General features: G+C 41.5%; 22 protein-coding genes and 1 tRNA gene. 2 read left to right on the top strand and 21 right to left on the bottom strand.

The window, feature by feature from the left end; all coding sequences use genetic code 11:
* Positions 1-113: 113 nt before the first annotated feature.
* From E1757_RS22235 to E1757_RS22230, 3 genes are all read right to left on the bottom strand, one after another.
* Positions 114-857 carry an alpha/beta fold hydrolase gene (locus E1757_RS22235; RefSeq protein WP_133232231.1) on the bottom strand — a complete coding sequence of 248 codons (744 nt, stop codon included), beginning with the start codon at positions 855-857 and terminating at the stop codon, positions 114-116.
* 1035 nt (positions 858-1892) lie between these two features.
* A tRNA-Ala gene (locus E1757_RS35925) sits at positions 1893-2013 on the bottom strand.
* A 33-nt stretch (positions 2014-2046) separates the two neighbouring features.
* Complete coding sequence (locus E1757_RS22230) at positions 2047-3780, bottom strand: recombinase family protein (RefSeq protein ID WP_165972236.1); 1734 nt, start codon at positions 3778-3780, stop codon at positions 2047-2049.
* A 679-nt stretch (positions 3781-4459) separates the two neighbouring features.
* On the opposite strand from E1757_RS22230, the gene E1757_RS22225 reads away from it, so the two are divergent.
* Positions 4460-5686: a hypothetical protein gene (locus E1757_RS22225; protein ID WP_133232227.1), complete on the top strand. Its 1227-nt coding sequence runs from the start codon at positions 4460-4462 to the stop codon at positions 5684-5686.
* A 17-nt stretch (positions 5687-5703) separates the two neighbouring features.
* Here E1757_RS22225 and E1757_RS22220 read toward each other — a convergent pair whose 3' ends face one another.
* The 3 genes from E1757_RS22220 to E1757_RS22210 form a co-directional block, all read right to left on the bottom strand.
* Positions 5704-6447, bottom strand: coding sequence for a hypothetical protein (locus E1757_RS22220; RefSeq protein WP_133232225.1), 744 nt, complete (start codon positions 6445-6447; stop codon positions 5704-5706).
* Between the two features lie 281 nt (positions 6448-6728).
* The gene (locus E1757_RS22215; RefSeq protein ID WP_133232223.1) at positions 6729-7004 is read right to left on the bottom strand and encodes a hypothetical protein; all 276 of its coding nucleotides are present in this window, start codon (positions 7002-7004) and stop codon (positions 6729-6731) included.
* A 14-nt stretch (positions 7005-7018) separates the two neighbouring features.
* Positions 7019-7306: a hypothetical protein gene (locus E1757_RS22210; protein ID WP_246079394.1), complete on the bottom strand. Its 288-nt coding sequence runs from the start codon at positions 7304-7306 to the stop codon at positions 7019-7021.
* 270 nt (positions 7307-7576) lie between these two features.
* Between E1757_RS22210 and E1757_RS22205 the strand changes: the two genes are divergently transcribed.
* The gene (locus tag E1757_RS22205; protein ID WP_133232221.1) at positions 7577-7933 is read left to right on the top strand and encodes a hypothetical protein; all 357 of its coding nucleotides are present in this window, start codon (positions 7577-7579) and stop codon (positions 7931-7933) included.
* 36 nt (positions 7934-7969) lie between these two features.
* On the opposite strand, the gene E1757_RS22200 is transcribed toward E1757_RS22205, so the two are convergent.
* The 15 genes from E1757_RS22200 to E1757_RS22130 all read right to left on the bottom strand — a co-directional run.
* Positions 7970-9220 (bottom strand): restriction endonuclease subunit S, encoded by a 1251-nt coding sequence (locus tag E1757_RS22200; RefSeq protein ID WP_133232219.1) that lies wholly within the window; start codon positions 9218-9220, stop codon positions 7970-7972.
* A 5-nt stretch (positions 9221-9225) separates the two neighbouring features.
* Positions 9226-10779 (bottom strand): type I restriction-modification system subunit M, encoded by a 1554-nt coding sequence (locus E1757_RS22195; protein ID WP_133232217.1) that lies wholly within the window; start codon positions 10777-10779, stop codon positions 9226-9228.
* Positions 10776-11384: a restriction endonuclease subunit S domain-containing protein gene (locus E1757_RS22190; RefSeq protein WP_133232215.1), complete on the bottom strand. Its 609-nt coding sequence runs from the start codon at positions 11382-11384 to the stop codon at positions 10776-10778. Before E1757_RS22190 ends, E1757_RS22195 begins: the two co-directional genes overlap by 4 nt.
* A 111-nt stretch (positions 11385-11495) precedes the next feature.
* Positions 11496-14249, bottom strand: a complete 2754-nt coding sequence (locus E1757_RS22185) for a type I restriction endonuclease subunit R (RefSeq protein WP_133232213.1) — start codon at positions 14247-14249, stop codon at positions 11496-11498.
* A gap of 355 nt (positions 14250-14604) precedes the next feature.
* Complete coding sequence (locus tag E1757_RS22180; protein ID WP_133232211.1) at positions 14605-14940, bottom strand: YolD-like family protein; 336 nt, start codon at positions 14938-14940, stop codon at positions 14605-14607.
* Between the two features lie 96 nt (positions 14941-15036).
* Entirely contained in the window at positions 15037-15762 is a 726-nt protein-coding gene (locus E1757_RS22175; protein ID WP_133232209.1) for a Cthe_2314 family HEPN domain-containing protein, read from the bottom strand.
* A gap of 69 nt (positions 15763-15831) precedes the next feature.
* On the bottom strand, positions 15832-16173 hold the full coding sequence (gene mazF, locus E1757_RS22170) for an endoribonuclease MazF (RefSeq protein WP_133232207.1): 342 nt from the start codon (positions 16171-16173) through the stop codon (positions 15832-15834).
* The gene (locus E1757_RS22165; protein ID WP_133232205.1) at positions 16167-16397 is read right to left on the bottom strand and encodes an AbrB/MazE/SpoVT family DNA-binding domain-containing protein; all 231 of its coding nucleotides are present in this window, start codon (positions 16395-16397) and stop codon (positions 16167-16169) included. The genes mazF and E1757_RS22165 overlap by 7 nt, the downstream gene beginning before the upstream one ends.
* A 108-nt stretch (positions 16398-16505) precedes the next feature.
* Positions 16506-16823: a hypothetical protein gene (locus E1757_RS22160; RefSeq protein WP_133232203.1), complete on the bottom strand. Its 318-nt coding sequence runs from the start codon at positions 16821-16823 to the stop codon at positions 16506-16508.
* Positions 16824-17018: 195 nt separating this feature from the next.
* Positions 17019-18377 (bottom strand): AbiJ-related protein, encoded by a 1359-nt coding sequence (locus E1757_RS22155; RefSeq protein ID WP_133232201.1) that lies wholly within the window; start codon positions 18375-18377, stop codon positions 17019-17021.
* Positions 18378-18521: 144 nt separating this feature from the next.
* A complete protein-coding gene (locus E1757_RS22150; protein WP_133232199.1) occupies positions 18522-19622 on the bottom strand; it encodes an AlbA family DNA-binding domain-containing protein in 1101 nt (366 codons plus the stop codon).
* Between the two features lie 26 nt (positions 19623-19648).
* Positions 19649-19876, bottom strand: coding sequence for a hypothetical protein (locus E1757_RS22145; protein ID WP_133232197.1), 228 nt, complete (start codon positions 19874-19876; stop codon positions 19649-19651).
* 23 nt (positions 19877-19899) lie between these two features.
* Entirely contained in the window at positions 19900-20505 is a 606-nt protein-coding gene (locus tag E1757_RS22140; RefSeq protein WP_133232195.1) for a hypothetical protein, read from the bottom strand.
* 124 nt (positions 20506-20629) lie between these two features.
* On the bottom strand, positions 20630-21784 hold the full coding sequence (locus E1757_RS22135) for an AlbA family DNA-binding domain-containing protein (RefSeq protein ID WP_133232193.1): 1155 nt from the start codon (positions 21782-21784) through the stop codon (positions 20630-20632).
* Between the two features lie 454 nt (positions 21785-22238).
* The coding region (locus E1757_RS22130) for an IS3 family transposase (protein ID WP_165972235.1) at positions 22239-22496 on the bottom strand (258 nt) is incomplete at its 5' end.

Below are 22496 nucleotides of genomic sequence, written 5' to 3'. Positions count from 1 at the left end.
CAGTCACGTCATGATTTATGTCATAGGGATTTATGGGCAGTGTAATTATCACGAAGAATGTCGGCAAAACAGTATATCAAGCTAGAGCCCCTGTTTTTTGATGTTGATGCCTGCTATCTCGATACTCTATGAAGGACATCCCGCAAGACAACTACCCATCCCTGTGGCATATCAAAAAAGGATAGATGGTGACCCGGGAATATTACCATTTCGCAGCCGAGCTTCTCTGCCAAAATTGGAGCTGTTCGTCCATAGTATTTCCCCTTATCCAGAGTCATTTTGCCTGCCGCCGCAATAATCTTCACTCCATTTTGCTTAATCCTCTCGATTTCGGGCTGATAATTCATACTGGGAATCATTTCGTGACTGATTAAGAAGCTTTCATTATTCGCTTCCGTTACACGGCTTTGAAAATCTTTCGGAACGCTTTTAAAAGCACTGAACGGGATTGAAAGGGACAAATTAAACTTGAAGCTGGCCACTTGGACGCCAAATTTAAATGACGTCCGATAAACGCTAGCAAAAAAGCTTAGCCATTTTTTACTATCAGAAAGAACCTGTACAACAGGCGGCTCATGAATAACCATCGCTTTGACAGCTTGAGGATGTCTCGGCGCCATTTCCATTGCAAAAATGGCGCCGCCGCTATTTCCAAACACATAAGCCGACTGGTGACCAGCTGCCTGCATAACCGCAACTACATCTCGGGCCTGCTGACTGACCTCAAAATTTTGAGGATCGTTTCTGGTGCTGCGCGAATTGCCGCGACGGTCATACGTTATGACCTGGTATTCATCGGCAAGAATATCTGCCCCATTCGAAAAGAAGCCCGCATCTCCACTACCGCCTGAAATCATTATAAGCGGTTCTCCTTCTCCTCGAACTTCATAGTAAAGTTCACTCCTCACTTATTGTTGAATTAGGAAACAATATAATTGTAATATTTTTTGTTTCCTTAGTCGACAAAAATCCTGAATTGTAGTCTGACGCTTCGTGCGCGCGGCCTGCCCCCTATTGGGCTCTAGCAAACGTAAAAAACACGCCATAACTTGGCGTGTGTTTAGTGGAGCTTTGGGGTGATGTATGAATCTCGATTTAACCCGCTGACGAAGCTAACTCGCTGATGCAGTTCCCAGCGGTAGATTCAGACGCCGTGCTCCTACACTTGTAGTTTTTCATTGATGTCATCCCATTCGTTCCGTCCGCGCGGGACGCCCCCCTTCTCAGGGGTTCGCTCCCCAATACACATAAAAAAACGCCACAACGGTATCGTAGTGACACTTTTTTTATGGAGCCTAGGGGGATATGGATATCCTGATCCGACTTGCTGACGAAGCTTACTCGACGATGACGATCTTAGCGGTAGATTTCCATGCCGTGCTCACTCGCTTCGCTCCCTCCGCGCGGTCTGCCCCCCTTCGTCAGGGGTTCTCTCCTGCCCTAAGCTCCATAACGAAAAAGCACCCCGAAGGGTGCTTTTATTCGTTATATGGAGCCTAGGGGGATATGGATATCCTGATTTAACTTGCTGACGAAGCTTACTCGATGATGACGATCTTAGCGGTAGATTTCCATGCCGTGCTCACTCGCTTCGCTCCCTCCGCGCGGTCTGCCCCCCTTCGTCAGGGGTTCTCTCCTGCCCTAAGCTCCATAACGAAAAAGCACCCCGAAGGGTGCTTTTATTCGTTATATGGAGCCTAGGGGGATATGGATATCCTGATTTAACTTGCTGACGAAGCTTATTCGAAGATGACGATCTTAGCGGTAGATTTCCATGCCGTGCTCACTCGCTTCGCTCCCTCCGCGCGGTCTGCCCCCCTTCGTCAGGGGTTCTCTCCTGCCCTAAGCTCCATAACGAAAAAGCACCCCGAAGGGTGCTTTTATTCGTTATATGGAGCCTAGGGGGATCGAACCCCTGACCTCATCGCTGCCAGCGATGCGCTCTACCGTAGTTATCAGTTTAGCACCCAAAAAGCAGAACTTCAACCCCTAAAACCGCAAGACTAAAGCTCCTGCATGAATAAACAGGAGCTTTAGTTTAACATACTAACCTTTATTAGTGATCACATTTTGTGCCATCAATTTCTTATTACCTAGCCGCTCCTTCGTGTCGATTCCCATTGCAGCGATAAAGCTCCCGATCCGCAAGTTGTACTTAATAACCACCTTATTTCGAAATACATCAACTTGGTCGACAAGGGTATTTAGCATCATCTTTTGTTTAGCTATGGATGAACGTCTAAACACGTCACGCCAGATTGGTATCCGTTTTTGAAGTACTTCAAGTTCCGTACGCTTCACATTTCGTGAATTCAGTTCTTGTTCAAGTTCATCAACCTTGGACTTTAAATCATTTACTTCGCTTTCCTTGTCACTCATTATTGTGCTAATTTTCTCTCTAGAAAAAGGACTTTTGCCCATTACGACCTTCATCAATTCATCATCCAAAGCAGTAAGTTCTTGAGTAGACTTTGCCAGTTGCTTCTTTAAGTTTTTTAGTACTATTTCTTCGTCGCTGACCTTTTCACTTTTTAGCTTCTTAAGCTGTTCATCAATATCTACACATTCCAGATGATCAAGATAGCGATATACTTCAGCTAGTACGATACCTTCAAGTTTTTTCTGAGCATAAGTCGTTTGTCCTGTGCATGTGATTGCTTTCTGAGCGCCTTTACCAGAGCAACGATACTTTGGGTATCTATAACTCTGTATCGTTCCATCCTTTAATTTGTGATCTTTTTTATTCCACGTAGGGGATAGGACATTACCACAACAACCGCAACGACTCATTCCGATAAGCAACAATGTACTCTTGGTACTCATCAAGACCGTTACCTTGTTTTCCTTTTTTCTGTTTTCAGGGTTCCGACCTTCTCGAATGGCTTGTACTCGATTCCATTTCTCTTCATCAATAATGATCAATTCAGGATTCGGTTTCTCAGAATAAACTTCTGCACTTGAACCACGATTAATCGCCATTAACCCTTTATATAACGGGTTACGAAGGATGACACTTACTGATGGCGAAGACCAAGGCTTACCTCGATTAGTTTTTAATCCTTTCTCATTAAGTAGCTTAGAAATTCGATACTGACCATACCCCTCTTGATCCACAAGATCATACATCATTTTTACAATCTCCGCTGCATTAGGATCGATCACTACTTTATGTAACAACCTACCTCGATTACTAATCTCACCAGACTCCACAATCTTATATCCATAAGGAACAGTTCCTCCTCGATAGACTCCTTCTTTAACCATCTGATCGTGACTGTTCTTTACTCGATGTGTAGTATTAACACTTTCTGTATTCGCAGTCCAGAATCGGAGGTAGTTCATCAACTTATCCATTTGACCTTCAATTTTTTGCTGACCTTCCTTAACAGACCACATTTCAATTCCTTGCTGAACAAACCACTCTAAGACAAACGGGGTCTCGCTATCGATACGACCAAGTCGGTCAAACATAAACACCAGTAAGACATCGAATTTACCTTGGAGAGCATCTTCTTTTGCCTGTTGAATTACGTCTCGATTCTCTGCACGAGTCTTAAACCCCGAAACACCTTTCTCGTAGTATTCACATTCTTCCACCAACACCCAACCTGGCATGCTTCTAATAAAGTCATGACAAGCCTTTCTCTGAGTTGGGATATCGCCGCCATTCTCTGAGAAATGAACTTGCTTCTTTGTTGATACCCGATAGAGCGTTCCAACTTTCTTTACTTTTGTATCAGTATTCGTAGTGAAATTATCAGTTCTATTTGCTACAACCATTTTAAGTGCCATCCCTTCGAGAGTATAATTAGTCGAAACTACAACGATCCTTGTTGTATTACCATGTCAATGAAGTGTTTTCAAACTCTTTCTTCGTAATGCTAAGTGCTGATATAAATGGTCAACTGCGTCTACAAAAGTGTCTGCTTCGCATACTCGTCAACCAGAGTTATAAGCAACATTTCTCTCGAATCACTATCCATTTCCGAGAACCTTAGTTCGACCCACATCCCAAACTCTTTGTTATACCGTTTGAACCCCACTATACAGTCATCTTCTATAACCAAATCGTATTCGTCACTTTTTGCCATTTTTTGTATTGCAGCTGTCATAGCAGTCACTCCGCCTACAATGGATTTGGAGTTTGACCTCCATGCCTTGAGGGCGGGAACCTCTTGACTACTTATATCTCAACTCCATGACGAAAACTCCAACTCCCTCAAACAAATATTCATATCACCCAATATTCCTCATGTCTTGAAATGAGGGAATAAAAACCTGATCATAGTCGTGCTGTTTTAAGTAAGTGATAACAACACGAGATAGAGGTGTCGGTTTTCTCGACACCTCTAGAGAAGAACCCCATGAGCGAAAAACTGAGAAAGTTTTGCTATAATGGAGCCATATTAATATTGCAATGAGCTACCTACAACAAGCTCTGTCACAAGGGGAATACGTTATGTCCATACATATAAATGAACTGCTACCGAAAGGGGTCAGCATTGAGGTATTTAAGACTGGATCGGAGTTACTTTTAGCTTGTGAATTAGGGAAATACACGAAATCGCTGTTACAAGAAGACTTGTCAGTCGCGGGTGTTAATGTTGACGACGAACTCAAAAAGACCAGTCATTTTAGTTTTGTCGCCCAGTCTAAGTTTGTAAATGACCTACCTTACGACGATATTCAATTAGCAAAGTTTAACTATGGTGACTTCTTACTTAAAACCCAAAATGTCTTGAAAGCAGATATAAATTTTAAAGAGCGTTATGTTTATTTCAACTACAACTCCGATGTAAAAGCTAACAGGGATTTTCGTGGTAAAAGCCGTTCGGCTGCCTATGTAAGTCTAATGGCTTTTGTTTTGGTGAAAAACTTCATCGACCTTGAACCGAATCGCAAACTGATCATCGACCAAGATGATCACGATCAGAAAGATGGTGAGTATACAGACCTTATCGATTTACAGAAAAACGGCATCCTGCCTGAATCTATTCTCGAGATCAAATATCAAAGTCAGGGTGTAGTTCAACTGCCTTGGGCAACCATTGTGAGAGAATTTCGGAGAAAAGGGTTAATGAATAGGGAATATTCATCAAAGGAGAAGTACGCTTATCTGTTGAAGAACGAATTAGCTATAGGGGATGTAGTTCTACTGTACTCTAGAATTTTCAAAGTCAAAAAGAAAGAAAACTCTACTAGCAAAAAGAGAAGCACTATTGGAAGCTTAAAATCCTGTTACCCCGCTGTGATTGAAAGTTGTGACGAGAAATTTATCACTTTGAGGTACTACAGTAATGTCGAGACTAAGCTCACGCAAAGAACAAGGATGGAACAACTTGTCGAAAAGATTGAAGAGCTTAAGGAGTGGTTTACTCTGGATGACTTTGAACGCACTTCTAGCAATGTGGAAACCTATTCTTTAGATGCAATCGGGGTTGGCACATGCACACACCTAGAGGACACCTTTATCTTCAAACCAGTTGAAGGAGACTCCACAATGCAATTATTTAGGGATTACAGCAGCGGTGGTCTGATTTCAGAAAAACTAAATACACTGGATACGATTTATGCCGTCTTCGAAGATCGAGGTATAAAATACAATAAAGAAAAGTTCCTGAATGAGTACTTCACCATGAAAGGCAAAACTCCAATATACGATAAATATGCGAAAAGAGCCGAATAACGCCGGCTCTTCTTAGTTCAGTTAGCGTGTTTGTCGATTAAAGCCTGAAAGCGACTAATATCTTCGCTATCCATGTACTTCAATTTTATCTTCCAACCATCCTCAGTCTTCTCGTCAATAGCCTCTAGGTAATCACGAATTGCACCGAAACTAAAGCCATTGCCATCTTCGTCCTTACCTTGAACGAAAGTAATCGTTGGTATTGGGAGCTTAAACTTCCCTGGGCTGTTTTCAACCTCAAGTAATTCGAAGTTCAAATCCTCATCTATTTCCAAGAACTCATACGACTTTTTGCCTTCGCGCTTATCAAATTTAACAGCAGTCTTTACAGAGAGACATACCGCTTTATAACCTCCGTAACTCACGAATCCCGCATACTCATCACGAATCACTAAAAACATGAATTCATAATAAGAAAGGCAGAACTCTTCTCCTGCCTTTACTTGTCTCGACCCAATATCTGTTTCAAGGTTAATACCTGTATCTTTGTCTATCGTAACATCGATAACTGGAACATCATCAATATCAATATCAGTCTCCAAAAGGACAGCCACTGGCTTCATATCAGTGCCGCCTTCATTCCTAGTTGTTTGGATTGAGCTTAGACCATAAAGCTCTTTGAAGTGTAGAGTATTCCACTTACTACCGAGATGCTCACGTTCCTCAGGACTCATATTTTCCTTAATAATTTGCTTACCTAGGTGCTCGACCCTTTTCTTAGTATCGGATTTTCCATACTGCTTCTGATTTTCTCTACTCATGCTACCACCTCGTTGAATTATTTCACCAACCTCATCTAAATATAATATCGGTAACCGTCTACTTCAATTTTACGAAAAAAAAATCACCCATTCCGTTTGGCTGACCGATAATACAGTCATGCTGCACAGAATAGGTGCTATTTTTAATTCCTCCTTCGGTTTTTATAAAAATATCCTTGTCGTTCTAAAATTGTCGATGATTTTATAAAACTGATTCTCCTGCAGTAAGAAGACTTCTCCAATAAAAAAAAAGCGCCGAACTTTAGCCGCGGCGCCTTCTGTTACCACTGTATGGCGATAGCTTCCTGCAGATCGTGAAACGTCCCAAGGCATTCGGTGTTACCATCGAAGCCTCGATAAAATGTTACTTTATCAATGTGGTTGTTAATCTTGATGACGCTGAAACCAGTGTCCGAATTAAGATACACTTCGGTGAATAAAGCCGGATAATCATTTTCACTCAAGGACTGGTCCAGCCCCGGCTGCTTGCAGTCCGAACAGGTCAAGGAATGTTGATGATACCGCTGATTAGGATGCTCACATTGCTCATGGTTCATAAAATTTGACCCCCTCAATAGGGTGATAACTCGTAGACTACTGTAGCCTCTGCAATACTAGTCAGATCGAATTCGCTGTATACGGCTCTGACCAATTCCTTTATCTGATTCTGACTATAACCGAGACGCTGCGCCCCCAAGATCGCATAGCCCAGGCATGCACTATTGCTCCACCGGCTTTCGGGAACCTGAAAATGCGGAGCTAACAGCTGAAGGCGGCAATCGGCACAGAGCACCATTCGCTCGGCTCCTTTTTGAAAAGCGATTACATCGTTATTTCCTTCACACTTTTGACAGTTCATTGATAACGCCCCCATTAAGGTTATAGGTTAAATGAAACCTCATATTCGTTGGTTGTTGACGTTAGCGTATTTTTGCCAATCTTGCAACCCCTTTAACGAAATTGACACCGTTTAGGGCGATAAAAAGGGCATCAGATACATCGGGCGCAAAGTAGCACAACGCCAGCCAGAGAGCCGTTAAATGCCTCAGGAATGGATTAAACTACACTGGTAGAATTTTAGGAGAAACCTGTGTATATTAGATAAAAACCCAATATGGAGATGGCGTATATGGCGGAAATCTACGATTTTCTCTCTCGAAAAGCCCAGTTTGAACTTGTAAAGCATAACTTTAAGCAAAATGACGAGCTCGTCGAACAACACGGGAAATACATCGGAGTTTTGACCAAGCAGAGAACTGAGTCATTACGGAAAATGATTGATATAATGGAGTTTAAAAAGAATCAGATTGAACAGATGATGGTGGAGTACGAGGAATTACGGCTCGGTTACGAAGAAATGGTTTCGGAGGCTGTGAGCTTTCTTGGGGCGAGGAATAATGGCGTGGAGTATGATCCTAAGGTGTGGGATTTCTATGTTGATGTTAAGGGGCATTGTTGGGTGGTTAAAAAGAGTAGTGAAGAATAAAAAGCAAGGGGACTCGATTCCCCCTGCTTCGTTCAATTAAACAAACATCTGACTAATAAAGCCTCGCTTCATTGCTTCTAACTCAATCTTTTTCTGTTTGAGCAACTCAATCTTTTTCGATAACTTATACAGGAAACCGGATATCTTTTTCTGTTCTTCAATGTCAGGTAAAGGGATTTCCAGACTTGATAAAGCAGGTTTTGATAGCCCGTAGACTGAAACCCCATTTGCATTAACTTTGATGAATCTCCTATACTCGTCCGTTTTTGTGAAGAATTGTAGGAATAGGGGATCAAGATGATTATTGGTTCTAAAGCAATGAGTATGCAGACCTCCTATGATCTTTCTTCGGTTAACTTCCAACAGGACGACACATTTACCAAGATCAGATGTGTCTTCGGAAGCATCAGCGAAAAGAACATCACCATCAGTGAGGAGTGTATATGAAGTTTCACCCGCTTCAACAGATATTGAAGGAAGCTCCGTTTGAGAATCAATTATTCCGCTAAATTTAGAGTGAATATCACCGTAATGGATGTGTCGATATTCACCTTCCCCTTCCATACTACGCGAGAAGCTGTAGCTCTTAATAAATGATCCTAGCTCCCCTAAAGTGCCTATACTCCATTCGGGATAATCCAATCCATTCTCATCTTTGAAACGGATCTCTTGCGAAAAGATTTTCTGCAATAATCCCTTTTGAAATAGTTCTAGTTGCTCGATCTTCTCATGTTGTTTCCTTATTTTTTTATCAAGTAATGTGAAGAATCTAGATACCTTCACCTGCTCGCTGATAGTCGGCAAAGAAACTATAACAGACTCTAAGATATCTTGACTAACGTTATAACGTGTACTACCGCCGGATTTACTTGATATCTGATTACGTGCACTAGAAGCATTTAAGAGTAGCTTTAAGAAGTATGGATCGTACTCCGCAGCCTTCTTGCCCCTAATCACAAACCCGCCAAATAAGGCAGGGGTATCTTCATCAAGGTAAACGTTGCACTTTCCAACATCATCTCTTGTTTCTGAACTCCTTAAGAACAACAAGTCACCATATTCTACTCTATAAGCTTCTTCTTGCGAAAAACTGACACTTACCGAGTCCTTGATTAGTTCGTACTTTATATAGTCGTTATTAAGGATATCTAAAACGTTAATAAACTTCCTTCCATGTCCATACTGTTCTTTTGAAGCATTAATTCCATTCTTAAACTGAAGCAGTTGATCCAATGTTTTTCGATCCCACTTGTCATGGAATTCAGGAAAGCGCAATAAAGGTTCCAATTGTCTTACACCCCCAGTTCATTGAGGTATTTCTCAAGCTCTTTGTCTATATCTTCTATCTCTTTGTCAATAGCATTAAGCCTTGCTTTTACAGCATGAGTATCAATTGTTTTCTCTTCCTCAAAGGTATCAACATACCGTGGGATGTTAAGGTTATAATCGTGTTCCTTAACCTCTTCAAGCTTTGCTGCGTAAGAATACTTCTCGATAGTCGGACGACTCATATATGTTTCAACAATTCTCTCAACATCTTCATCACGCAAACGGTTCTGGTTCTTTCCCTTCTCAAAGTCATTAGATGCATCTATGAACAGGATGTTTTCATCATCTTTTCGGCACTTTTTGAAAACCAAAATGCAAGTTGGAATCGATGTGCCAAAAAAGATATTTGCCGGTAGACCGATTACAGCATCTAAGTAGTTCTTTTCCTCTATCAAGTACTTACGAATAATCCCTTCTGCCGCCCCTCTGAACAGTACTCCGTGCGGCAGAACCACTGCCATTGTGCCATTATCGTCAAGTTGATGGATCATATGTTGAATAAAGGCAAAATCCGCTTTAGACGAAGGTGCGAGTCTGCCATATGCGCTATACCGTTCATCATTCAAAAACTTTTCATCTGCAGACCACTTTGCAGAGTATGGAGGATTTGCGACAATCGCTTCAAAACGAAGATCTAGGTGACGTGGCTCTTCCAAAGTATCAGCATTTTGAATATCGAAATTCTGGTAGGAGACATCATGCAAGAGCATGTTCATTCGAGCCAAGTTATAAGTTGTAGATGTCTTTTCTTGACCGTAGTACTTTCTAACATTAGCTTCCTTACCTACCCGTAAAGACAATGATGCGGAGCCACAGGTTGGGTCATAAACGTTTTTCAAATCCTTTTTGCCGACTGTTACAATCTTCGCTAAGATCTTGGACACCTGTTGTGGTGTGTAAAACTCGCCAGCTTTCTTACCCGCTGTTGCGGCAAACTGACCAATCAGATATTCATAAGCATCGCCTAAGACATCTATCTCAACGTCATCGTGCAAGAAAGGAATCTCGCTAATATTCGCCATGACTTTTGCAATAAGCTTGGATCGGGATTTTACATCACGACCTAATTTGGAAGATGCCAAGTCCATATCATCGAAGAGATGTTGAAAGTCATCCTGACTCGCTGCTCCGAGTGTTGATTCAGTAACGGCATTTACTGCTTGTTGAAGCATTTCGATATCGAATTTACCTTGTTCGCCTTTAGCGATTTCTTCAATCATGTTTGAGAAAAGATACTCTGGCTCAATTACATAACCAATCTGCTGAATGAGCTCATCTTTCAGGGCATTGCGGTAGTCATCGTTCTTCCAAGCATCTTTGTAGCTGATTTTATCTTCCTCAAGCAGTTTATTTACCCGTGCTTCAGTCTTTTCAGACAAGAACCTGTAGAAAATCAAGCCCAGTATGTAGTTCTTGAACTCATAAGCTTCCATTTGACCCCGAAGATCGTTCGCCATATCCCAAAGCTTCTTATGCAAATCAGCTTGCTGCTGACGCTGTAATTCAGTTGTAGTCATTTATGCTCCTCCTTGATATACCCCATTATGATTTGTCTAGCATACTGCTGCTCAAGCACGATTTTCTCTTGTAGCAAGCGATTTTTCCGGTGTAACAACCTATGGACTCTACCAACCTTTATCTGGTCTGTCATAGGTGGCAAAATAATCTCTAATGTTCTAAGCATTTGAATCGATAATGCTGCGACGCTAGAGCCTTGCGTAGCGAGTTTAAGTTGCTTTCGGCAATCAGGATGCTCATTAATAAACCACTCCAAGTAGTCAGGAGATAATACCCTTGTAGGCTCAATAATTGCAAAATTTGAGGGAATAAGTTTACCTACATGCTCCTGCTTTAAAGCGACCGCACGTTGACCAGTGAGACTGATTAAGACCCATCCTTCTCTTGCAATAGGTAATGAATCCACACGATCATAAGATACATACACCTCTTGGGCATTATCCGATAAGACGTTTGGGTCTGGACTTAACCACTCATTCATTTCCTTCATAGAATACAAAGGACACTTATGAAGCCCAAGCTTTTCTTCTTCAGTTACTGGCACTGACTGTACGCGCGAGAGAAACGCTCCTTGCGTGACCAACGCACATTGTTCTAAATTCAACCCAACCCTCCCCTAACTGCTATTTGACGAAATAGCATTTTATTGATGTCTCCATAATAATAAAAAATAGCAGAAAAGGCAAGCCCCTTTCTGCTATTTATCAAAATAGCATTATGAATATCGTTTTGTGTGTTCTGTGATGAACTCAATGATGCGTTGAATCATCGTTCTCTTCTGAAGGAACGGTAGCTTTACAGCGTCACTTATTTCCTGCTGATTAACGAAGCCACCGTACTCAAATTCTTGGACAAATCCTTGAATATCTTCGGAGGCTAATCCGACTTCACCAGCAAATGCTTCAATTTCTTTTGTACGCTCTTCAAGTTCGAACGCATTGTAGGTTTCATCCACCGAATCAGCATTAGTAAGTGTGGGTACGACTTTCTGCAAGAAGTCTTTGAGCAGTTTTGCCTTGAGTCTAAGTTCCTCGCTGTCTGATCGATCGATCTCGTTCTCGATATCCTTAACGGACTTCTTACGTTGCTCCTCGTTATCGAAATCAATGTTCTTGATTAGATTCATAATGTAGCTTACATTAATCCGGTCTGTATGCATCAACTCGATCAAGAAGTCGACGTTTGCCAAAATTGATTCTTTACCCCCACCACGCTTCACTTCTTCGTAGATACGGAGGTACTTACTCTTATAATCCTGATACGTTTGTTCTTCGATACCCAAGCGCTCAGGATCAAACTCGAACTCGGTGAAAGTCTCTAGTCGTGTCAAGTACTTCGTGAGATCCCTAAAGCTAACAACAAACTCCTGCTTTTCTTCTTCACGTTCTAAATTATCGACCGAAGCAGGTGTCGAAGCTAGAGCTTTCACTTTAGCAAGTGCGGCTTTAAACATTTGAAGATAATCGTCGTAGCTCTTCATCAAAACATCGTCTACATTGTCCGTCTTCGAGAACAAGCGAATCGCCTCATCGGTATCTTCCTTCAAATTGCGGAAACATACGACGTTACCGTATGGCTTGGTTGCCTTCTCAGTACGGTTTGTTCTCGAGAAAGCCTGAACCAAATTATGATATTTCAGGAAGCGATCCATATAGAGTATATTCAAGGTCTTGCTGTCGAACCCTGTTAAGAAAATGTTTACTACAAGTAAGACATCGATCTGCGCTGTCTTTACCCGCTTGGAGACGTCTGCGAAATAACCTTGATACTTATCGGTAGAAAAGTTCGTGCCGAACATCCCATTGTAATCCTTAATAATACGTTCAAGGCTGTCTCTAGAATGCTCGTCCTGACCATCACCTTCACTATCCTCATTCTGACCATAGGTGAAGATACCAGCCACCTTCAAATTGTGGGACATCGACTTGAAGGTGTCGTAGTACTTAATCAACATTGGGATACTGTCTACAGTAAATAAGCCGGTGTAGCCTTTACTGCGAGACTTACGTTCATGATGAGTTAGGATGTTCTCTGCAATCATTTGAATACGCTCATCATGCATCCATACCTCATCAGTCAAAATACCTTTTACTTTGGTTTTATCGTTCTCATCGACCTTAACATCGACTGTCTTAACATAGTCAACCGAGAATCCCAAGACATTGCCATCATTGATAGCATCTTTAATTAGATACGTATGAAGGCATTTTTCAAAGATATCAGCAGTTACTCGACCATCCTGGCTCTTGTTTACCTCAAAGAGTGGTGTGCCTGTAAATCCAAAATACTGTGCCTGTTTAAAATGGTTATCAACGAGCTTCTTCATTTTACCAAACTGGCTACGGTGACACTCGTCGATGATAAAGACGACCCTTTCTTGCTGATACGGCTTCATTATTGCTTCATAACGTGGGTTTTTTATGGCATTCGCCATCTTTTGAATTGTTGTAACGATTAACGGCTTTGTTAGGTCCGAAATTTGTGTTACCAACTTACTCGTATCATCAGTCATGTCAACCGAGTCAGGTTCAAACTTATTAAACTCCGCCAACGTTTGACTGTCCAAATCCTTACGGTCAACAAGGAAAAATACCTTTTTAATGTGCGGTTCGTTGGCTAAAATCTGGCTCGACTTAAAGGAAGTCAATGTCTTACCGCTACCTGTAGTATGCCAGATGTAACCGTTGTTCTTGGTCTCCAAGGCACGTTTAACAAGTGCCTCTACCGCAAAGACCTGGTATGGACGCATAACCATTAGCTGCTTCTCAGTCTCGTTAAGTACCATATATCTTGCGATCATTTTCGACATGTGGCATTTTTCTAAAAAACTTGATACGAACTCACTTAAATTTGCGATCCGATTATTTTCCGCATCCGACCAGAAAAATGTGTGAGAGAACAATATGTCGCCATCGGAGTTGGCAAAGTACTTCGTATCTACCCCATTACTTACGATGAACATCTGCAGGTAACGGTAAAGTCCTCGGAATGAGTGCTTTCGATACCGCTGTATCTGATTAAACGCCTCTTTGAAATCCAAGCCGCGGCGCTTTAGCTCAATTTGTATTACCGGAAGTCCGTTAATAAACAAGGTTACATCATAGCGGTTTTTATATTTTCCTTCGACGGTAGTCTGGTTGGTTACCTGAAAGTTGTTTTTACACCAGTCACGAGTATTCATCAGTTCCAAATAAACCTCTGTTCCATCATCACGTTGGAACACCTGTTTATCCCTGAGGATCTTAGCGGAGTCGAAAATACTTTTTCCGTCAATCTGGGTTAAGAACCGGCTAAACTCCGCATCAGTAAGTGGCTGACCGTTTAATTTCTTCTCGTTGAACCTATTTAACTGTTGTCTAAAGTTTTCAAGTATCGAATCATAATCATTTATCGTAACTTGCTCATATCCTTGACGAACAAGTTGCTCAATCAAATTTTTCTCAAGTTGCGCCTCAGACTGGTAGGACAAAAGATTTACCCCCTCGTTGCTATTCACGCCCACTATACACAGGCATTTTACAATATTCTACAACAGAGTCCTTTTGTCCTGCCTGAATTTATTTCGACGTTATCGATATACCCATAATTTTGCCCCGAACATTTATGCAAAAAAAAGATGATGCCATCTCGACACCATCCTTCTTATGTATAGTTCGTATGCCCGATCAATCTTCGTGATCAATACCAAAGTATTAAAGGCGTCATGATCAAAACCCTCAGCATCAAGATACGGAAACAATAAAAATCGATCTGCAACCACTAATTGTTGGATTCGATAACCTCCCGCAAGTATGCCGCCCTAAGTGAACCCCGGAAGGCGAAACTCAATCGTGATCTATAGTTGTGGCTTTCAAGACTTCACTGAACTTTACCCATTCAAACTCTCCGACTCGGAACCGGCGTAACTGCTGATCGACCTTCGTTACGATACCCCGAATCTCCGTATTTTCAAATGGATCAAATACCTCAAACGTTACCTCCGTTACATTTCGATAAGATTGAGCATCTGCTGCCGCGATGGATTGAATTTCTTCTTCCGTAAGGATTGGCTTCTCGTGGCGATTACGTTCATGAATGGAGCGAACGATCTGCTCTCGATGCTCCGGCAGGATGAGACGTGAAGATTCCCAACGTCCATTTCCTTCAAGTTTGTGTCCCATTATTTATACCCCCAATATAAGAACAAATGTTCGATTAATTAAATTATATTGGATCAGGTCTGGAACCACAAGATGAGGGTTGCTACCGAATTGATTTTATGGTTCGAGACTTTCTTCAATATCATCAAAAACTGTTGAGACTGTGGTAGTGAAGCTGCCCATTACATTCTTGCAACGAAGCAACTGTTGATACGGTGTTACAGGTAATTTTGACTCGTCAAAAGAGTGCATTATTACTTCGACCGGACGCTCATCGCTGCTTATTTTTCCCACACCTACTGATGAAACCTTAGGGCGAGACATTTCAGGATTCAGACCGTGAGTATGTGAATGCCGCTCTGGGCTAAGGGTGTCAAGACTGTCACCAAATGCCGATAGATCGATAACCGATCTTTCACGAACCTTTTTAAATGATACCGCAATACGTGGTGAACCGCTCTCAGGCATCCCCAATTCCTTCCACACATTAATCAATTGTGCGAGCTTCTCGGCTAACGAAAAAGAACGAGAGACAGCATTCTCGGTAAAATAAGAAACCTGTGGATGATAAAACGGGTCGCTTGGAGAATGGAAGCCTTCATCTTGCTGCTTATAGTGATGGGCTAGTCCATAAACGATACTTGTTACGGTCTCTTGATACTTCTTTTCGAGAAGTTTGATCCATGTTATCATAGACTCCATTTTCTGAGAATGCTCAACCGTTCCACCCATAGCATCATATATTTTTCCGATGATTTCCGTCGAAGGAAAGTTCGGTAGGCATAATTCCGCCTTGGCTCTATCCAGATAGCTTTGGTCTAGCTGAAGATTGATGATGTCCATTCAAGATCCCTCCATGAATTAAGCTTATGCCAAAATGCCTTCCAAATAATCCGTTGGAAGGCAAAACTGTTAGCGAATCAATAACTCCATTTTTGAAACAACCTCTGCTAGAGTCTCATCAGGTATTTTGCAGATGAAGGTTGCCTGTCGGGATTGCCAGTCAAGACTTTTCACCTGATCGGAGAGAATTACCCCCTCGATGGGCAAATCCTGCGGAATGATGACCTCAAATGGGTAACCCTTGATCTTGGATGTTACCGGACAGAGTAGAGAAAGCCCTACCTTACCGTTATACGCGGCAGGTGAAATGACCAATGCAGGACGCTTCCCAGCTTGCTCATGACCTGATTGTGAGTTGTATTGCAACCATACTAAGTCGCCGCGATCCGGCACATACAAATTGCTCACCATGTCTCTCGTCCTTGTGGCTCACCAGTAGATACCTCTTTATGGAGATTATCCGGTGTGACATGGGCAAGGAGTTCATCCAGTGTTGCCGACTTCGGCTTAATTACAAGGTGACCATCTTCAACGTCTAGATCGACTTCGGTGCCTTCCTCAATACCAACCTTCAAGGCAAGGGACTTCGGGATGCGAATGCCCAAGCTGTTACCCCATTTTTGAACCTGAAACATGGAACCGCCCCCAACAAAAAGTATATACAAAGTATAAACTTTTTTGTTGGGTGAAGTCAAATCGGTATCCGGTATTTAATCGAACTTAGGGCATACATACTGGCGTCATTACTTCGGTTCTGTCGCTTTATCAGCATTAGCCGACATAAAATCATGAAGCTGCTTGAAGAACCGCAAACCGTCCTTGAACCCCGCGATATACAGCCATTCCCTTTCGATAGTACTGCGATAGTTCATTGCATCTTCCCAGTCTAAGACGAGTTGATAGAACTGTGGAGCTAATTCCTGCTTTAATCTAACCTCAATCTCGGCTTGACTCTGACGCATGGATTTTACCTCATCCAACAGTGAAGCAATTTTCGCAAGCTCATTGAATCGTTGATCAATTGACGTAATCATCCAATTAGGTAAAGGAATTTGAGTCATTGAACGAACCTCCCCGCGAACAATTTCGTTGATGATAGCGTAGTTGGGGGAAATTCACAAGTCATTTTAACGACTCGGAAGACTGGAGCAAATGGTCGAATTACACAAAAGAAAAAGAGCCAAATGGCTCAGGTTTGTGGTTTTTATAGACAGTTTGAATAGCATAACACTCGGTATCGTTGAGAGCTGTTCATGTTATGAAGGCTTAACCCCATGCTTTTTGAAAAGTCCTTCAAAGAATTCTTTAATGACAATAGCCCCTATTTCCTCGTTCATCAATTCATAACCGCCGAATCGATAAACCTCATACCCATTAAGTTTTAATTCCCTATCTGCTTGAACCATTTCAGCATATTTTTTGGGGCTAGATACATCGTCATCAGAGTAATGTTGCTTTCCATCAACTTCAAGAACTATTCTCTGTTTGTTTGAAAACAACAAGAGGAAGTCCATACGTTGCCTTGATAAGTAAGCTTTTCCTGCGCGCTGCCTTATAGTGTAGGGATCATAATGTAAATAAACTTGAGGTACTAACGCAGGGAAGTTCTTGTCGAACAACTCCTTGAAGTATTTAAAATAACTTTTGAATAATAACTTTTCCGGCTGAGATGCTAACGTTTGATACAAACGCCAATACAGTTGCTTTTCAGTTTCTCTATTGGGCTCAGGTATTCCATTTCTATCTGCCCACCACACTACAAGATCAGCCCAATAAAGACCTGTATTTGGAATAGTGTGGTCATAGACTAAGCAGTTTTCTTCATGCTTTACAATTCTAATGTCGTTATTGATCGAGTCGCTTATAACAATTTCAGGTTTCTGACCAACCGCGGCGAATATCAGATTTTTTACATTACCTTTTACCCCATCGAGCACTTTATCGATACGGTATACTGGAAAACCTGAAATATTTTCCGCCAAAGTAAACTTATATCCATCATTCACTAAATGCTTATTGATGAATTCAATATACTCGTCCTGATCTTCCTGTTGTCGAACCAATGGATGTACGACCTGTTCTAAGAATTTTATGAATACTTCATCGGGCGCAATCATCAGTTCCAAGTATTTCTCGTATAAATAGACCTCATCCCAGTCAGAGTTGTTGATCATATGTTGCCATATATCACCTGAAGCTGTCTTAAAGCGGGAATCAGTTGAAGGCATGCTATCCAAATCCCATACCCTATTTAAGAAGTCGACCAAATCATACTTACCTGGGATATTGTTTCTGGCATGGAGTTCATCCATGATATTTCGCCTTGTTATTTCGCTGATTGTATAAAAACCTGTTGGACTAAGTCGAAGGACTAACTTTGACAATGAATTCGCTTTTGTGCCGTAGTCGTCTATAATCCGCTTGGCTAAGTCCAAGAGGAACAATTGATCCTTGCCTTTAAGTCTTTTTTGAACGTAAACCCTTCTGCTGCTAAACGCCTCAGATTCATCTCCACTTTCCAAACCGTATTTAGTGCAGACAGTCGGAATGTCGTAAGCTTTTTCCTCTAGCAGCACCTGAGTTATTGCATCAATAAGTTCGTTGATACTCGCCATTGAATACCCCCATTTTATAAAATCAACACGATGCGGCGCAGATCGATTCTGAAGTTTAACTGGCTTTTTCTGACCTTCAACTCGCGCTTCTGCTCCTCTAATAACCGATCAATCGTCAAATCCTTGATGACAAGGTTGGACTGATTATTTAAGTTCATGAGAGTACTTTGAAAACCCATATGCATTCCAAAGTACGTTCATAATTGGTCTTATGGTTTCCGGTATATTCACAGTTTCAATGTCTTCAATATAAACTTCAGGGAAGATCATCTTATCTTCTTCATATGGGACTACGTCATGATCAGCGTAGAATGAATCGATATCACTTGCTGTCAACCCCTTAGACCCGTAAAAAGAAAGCATTGCATAAATAGGTTCTTTTATCTCCAATGACCTGTAATTTTGCAATGTACGTGAAAACGAGTCTCTCAGATTTTCATATAAGCTGCTACCCGAAATGACATTGTCGCGGATAATCCTTGTAGTGACATGCTCAATAATACCATTTCTGAATAATTGGAACTTACTCGACTTATCGTTAGACTCGGAGTATACTCCAGTAAAATTTATACGCCTATTATCATTTGAAGTCGAAATAGGAACTGTCCTTAAATAATTAAATATTCCTGTCAAATCAACCACATTTGGATTTTCAAATGCCGAAACAGGAACAAACTGTAGTAAAACAAAGGGCTTTGTCCCGAATCTCTCAATGTGATGAGCGACTCGTTCCTCATGAAACTTAGCATATTTATCTGCAAATTCACTGGCTCCTAAAAACATCTGTCTTAGCTGCTGAACATCTAACTCGTATTTCCCATTTGATTGTCGAGCATAAAATTTCGAGTTATGCTTAACCCGATGTGGACGAAGCCAACTCCTTCTCGTCCTGATCAGAATCACATAGTTGAACCCCTCTATAGCAATAAACTCAATTTCAATATTAGTTAGCTTGGGTTCAATATTATTATGAAAAATGTTCAGAAGTCGCAATTTCTCTTTATCCGTATCTTCACAAGATACTCCGACGATAGCGATAGGGGAGCCTTCTTTCTCATCGATACCGATCAGTAAATCGCCGCCTTGAGAGTTGGCGAAAGAGGTTACCGCCTCACATAATGATTCGGGGCGGATCATTTCACGTTTAAAATCTATCTGCTGTCCTTCCTTGACCGGGAAATCACCCATCAGTGCTTCTAGATCAGTTAGGGTTACTTGCTGTATTGGCTTATGGAACAATGTCATCAGATTTGCCCCTTTCGTTTGAGACGCTACACTACCATTCTGACAATCTCGTTATAGAAATATTGGCAAGCTATTTCTTCAATCAGAAAATCCTTTGTATTGGTTTTGATTCCTCGTTCACTGTAATAGACATACCAACGGTTGTTTTTCCACTCTAAGCATAGTCGCTCATTAGGTAGCCCACCTTCAAGGCTATAACTTTCTTCTGGAATGCCTTCATTTTGGAGTCGCTTAAGCAGTTCGGCTTTTGTCATGTAGAACCCCAACCTCACATTTCTTATTTGATAAATACGATGTATACACTATCCAGCGTCAACTCAATGTTATCTTCATGAATTTTTACTTTGTCCTTAATATCAGTTGAAAGATTCTTTATTAAGTGTTGCGCGGCGAGTAAAGTATGGTCGCCAAAATCATAGATCACCAAAAATTTGAATGCTACCGCGGGATCAATCGACTTAACCTTAGACTTACCTTCAAGTAGACCTCGAATATCTTTAATGAGACCGTTTTTCTGTTGTGGACCAAATTTGTAACCATTGTTGATCGGCTTGTTACACTTGATTTCAGCGATAATGTTTACCTCTCCGGTTACGATGAGGTCGAAACCATTATCATTCGGTCTCGTTCCAAGAACCTGATCCAAATATACCTGGTAATTCTCCTTAACGTATGGGAAGCGGTCACTGACCCATTCGATGAAACGGATCGTGGTCTTGTATGTAATAATATTGTGGATGTCCTTCAAGGTAGTCTTGATGTCCTCAAAATCTTCAACTGACAGCCTTGAATAATAATCTTCGGCGGTACCGGTTATTTTGTCAGCGATGAATCGGTTGAATCGCTCTTTCAATTCGAGTTCTCGGTTATACTGTCGGCTCATGGTTAACAACTCCCATACGTTCTAATTAAGACCATTTTACAAGAGATGTGAAACTCCTATAAGTAATTGGAGATTATGAGTAAAGTGGTGTGAGTTGGAGATTGTGGCAAACCAAATAACATCATCACCAATTCAATTGTCGGAACTCTTCAAGCATCTGCTTCAATACTTTCCCCGTTTTCAGCCGGATCACGACTTGCTCCTGCTGACGTTGGGTGTTGGACTCAATCCATGACCACTCGCCATCTAGGGCATCTAATCTTTTAAGAAAATCGTCTTTGTAGTGATGGACGTATTCAAGAAACGCATCCTTCTCAAGCGAATCCTCAAACAACAGAACGACCTCGAAGAAACGCCTTCGGGCATACCCCTGTTCATGGTTGTCCTCGTTGTAGAGAAACTCATTCAACTTGTAAGCAGGACTGTCCTTTGTAAAACACTTGAGAGCATAATCAGCTTGTGTCCTGTATTCTCCAAAATAGAGGAACTCCCATTCGGGAGTTGGTGTGGAATACCGACCTCCATCCAGAATTACTATCTGCCTTCCGTATAGCTGCGTCCCGAAATATTTGATACTCAACATTTGGTACATCGTTGACGAATTAGTCATTGCATATGCATAGAACTCGGGTCTCAATTCGAATCCTTCATCGTCATCCTCAAGTGTGATGGTAAACTCGGGATTATAGACGTTGTAGTAAACATACTCATCAGTTTTCCATTCGTCCTTGTTTTCAAGACGTTTCATGATCTGCTCGAAGGGAGATCTCGTAAGTAAAAAGCGCTTCTTCCATAGGTACTCGATGTTATTGATGTCCGCGCTTTTATCAATATCGGTATTTGTGTCACCGACACGGGTATAGATATGGTTGGAGCGAACTGTTCTGTTACCATCAGAATATCGGTCAGTCAAGAAATAAGGTGTGTCAGTACTGTTCTTGACGATCAGAACATCAATCTCATGATCAGCCAGCATTAGTGTCCGAATCTCAATCCTTGGTCGGATGCCGGAAACAAAACTCTTGCTTTTTAAGAAGTCGATAACCATCTGCTGATTCTTACGATTCTCGTCATTCTCAACCCCGATCACCTCGAAGGTCTTGTCAGCGATACCGAAGATGATGTAGGCATCCCTGTCAACCCTGTTGTTTGCCATACAAATGATGTCGAGTAGTAAGTCAGCTTTATTGGTATGATGCTGCTGCTTAAAGTCCCAGTAATCATCTTCACGCTTAGAATCAATTAACCTTAGAATTTCTTCCTCTAGCGTATAACTCATTTAAGGCTCACACCTTCTTTAACTTCATGTGTTATAGAATTGATCTAGCTCTAAGAGAACCATCAATACCCCATTCGGTTGGCGGGTTGACTTACTTCACAACCTATTTAATAAATAAAAATACCCCACCAGACGAATTTCTTGATACAAAATTCGACAGATGGAGTGTTTTCCCCTTCCTGATACTGGAGAACTTACTTTATATAAGTATTAATCAGAAGGGTAGGAGAGGGCAAGTAGGGTAAAGGATAGGAAAGATCTTCATTGGTTTGGATCACGACTTCGGGAAAGTCTTCACCCCCGAAACATAAACTGCTGTTCTTCGGGGTGGCTGCATACCCTAAAATAGAAGTTGGGGAGGTTCTTCTTTTGTAAGCTATTTTTTTTCTCGATTTATAAAGTATGGTTTATTATGGACTTCTGTCAATAGATTGGACACATAGAATCGAGAGAATTACGCAGCAAGGCGGTACATACGTTCGTACTGATTGGGTGTAAAATACCCAATGGAGGAATGGATTCGCTTTCCATTGTAGAAGCATGTAATATACTCAAAAATCCGTTCTCTAGCTTCTTTGCGGGTCTTGAACTTCGCTAAATATACGAGCTCTTTCTTCAACACGCTGTGGAATGACTCTATACAAGCGTTATCATAGCAATTCCCTTTGCGGCTCATGCTGCCTTTCATCTTATATGTTTTAAGCCGCTCCTG

The sequence above is a fragment of the Paenibacillus piri genome (genome assembly GCF_004354045.1).
Classification (GTDB): Bacteria; Bacillota; Bacilli; order Paenibacillales; family NBRC-103111; genus Paenibacillus_S; species Paenibacillus_S piri.
The sequence above is the reverse complement of the archived record's forward strand: the minus strand, read 5'-3'. Positions and strand labels throughout refer to the sequence as shown.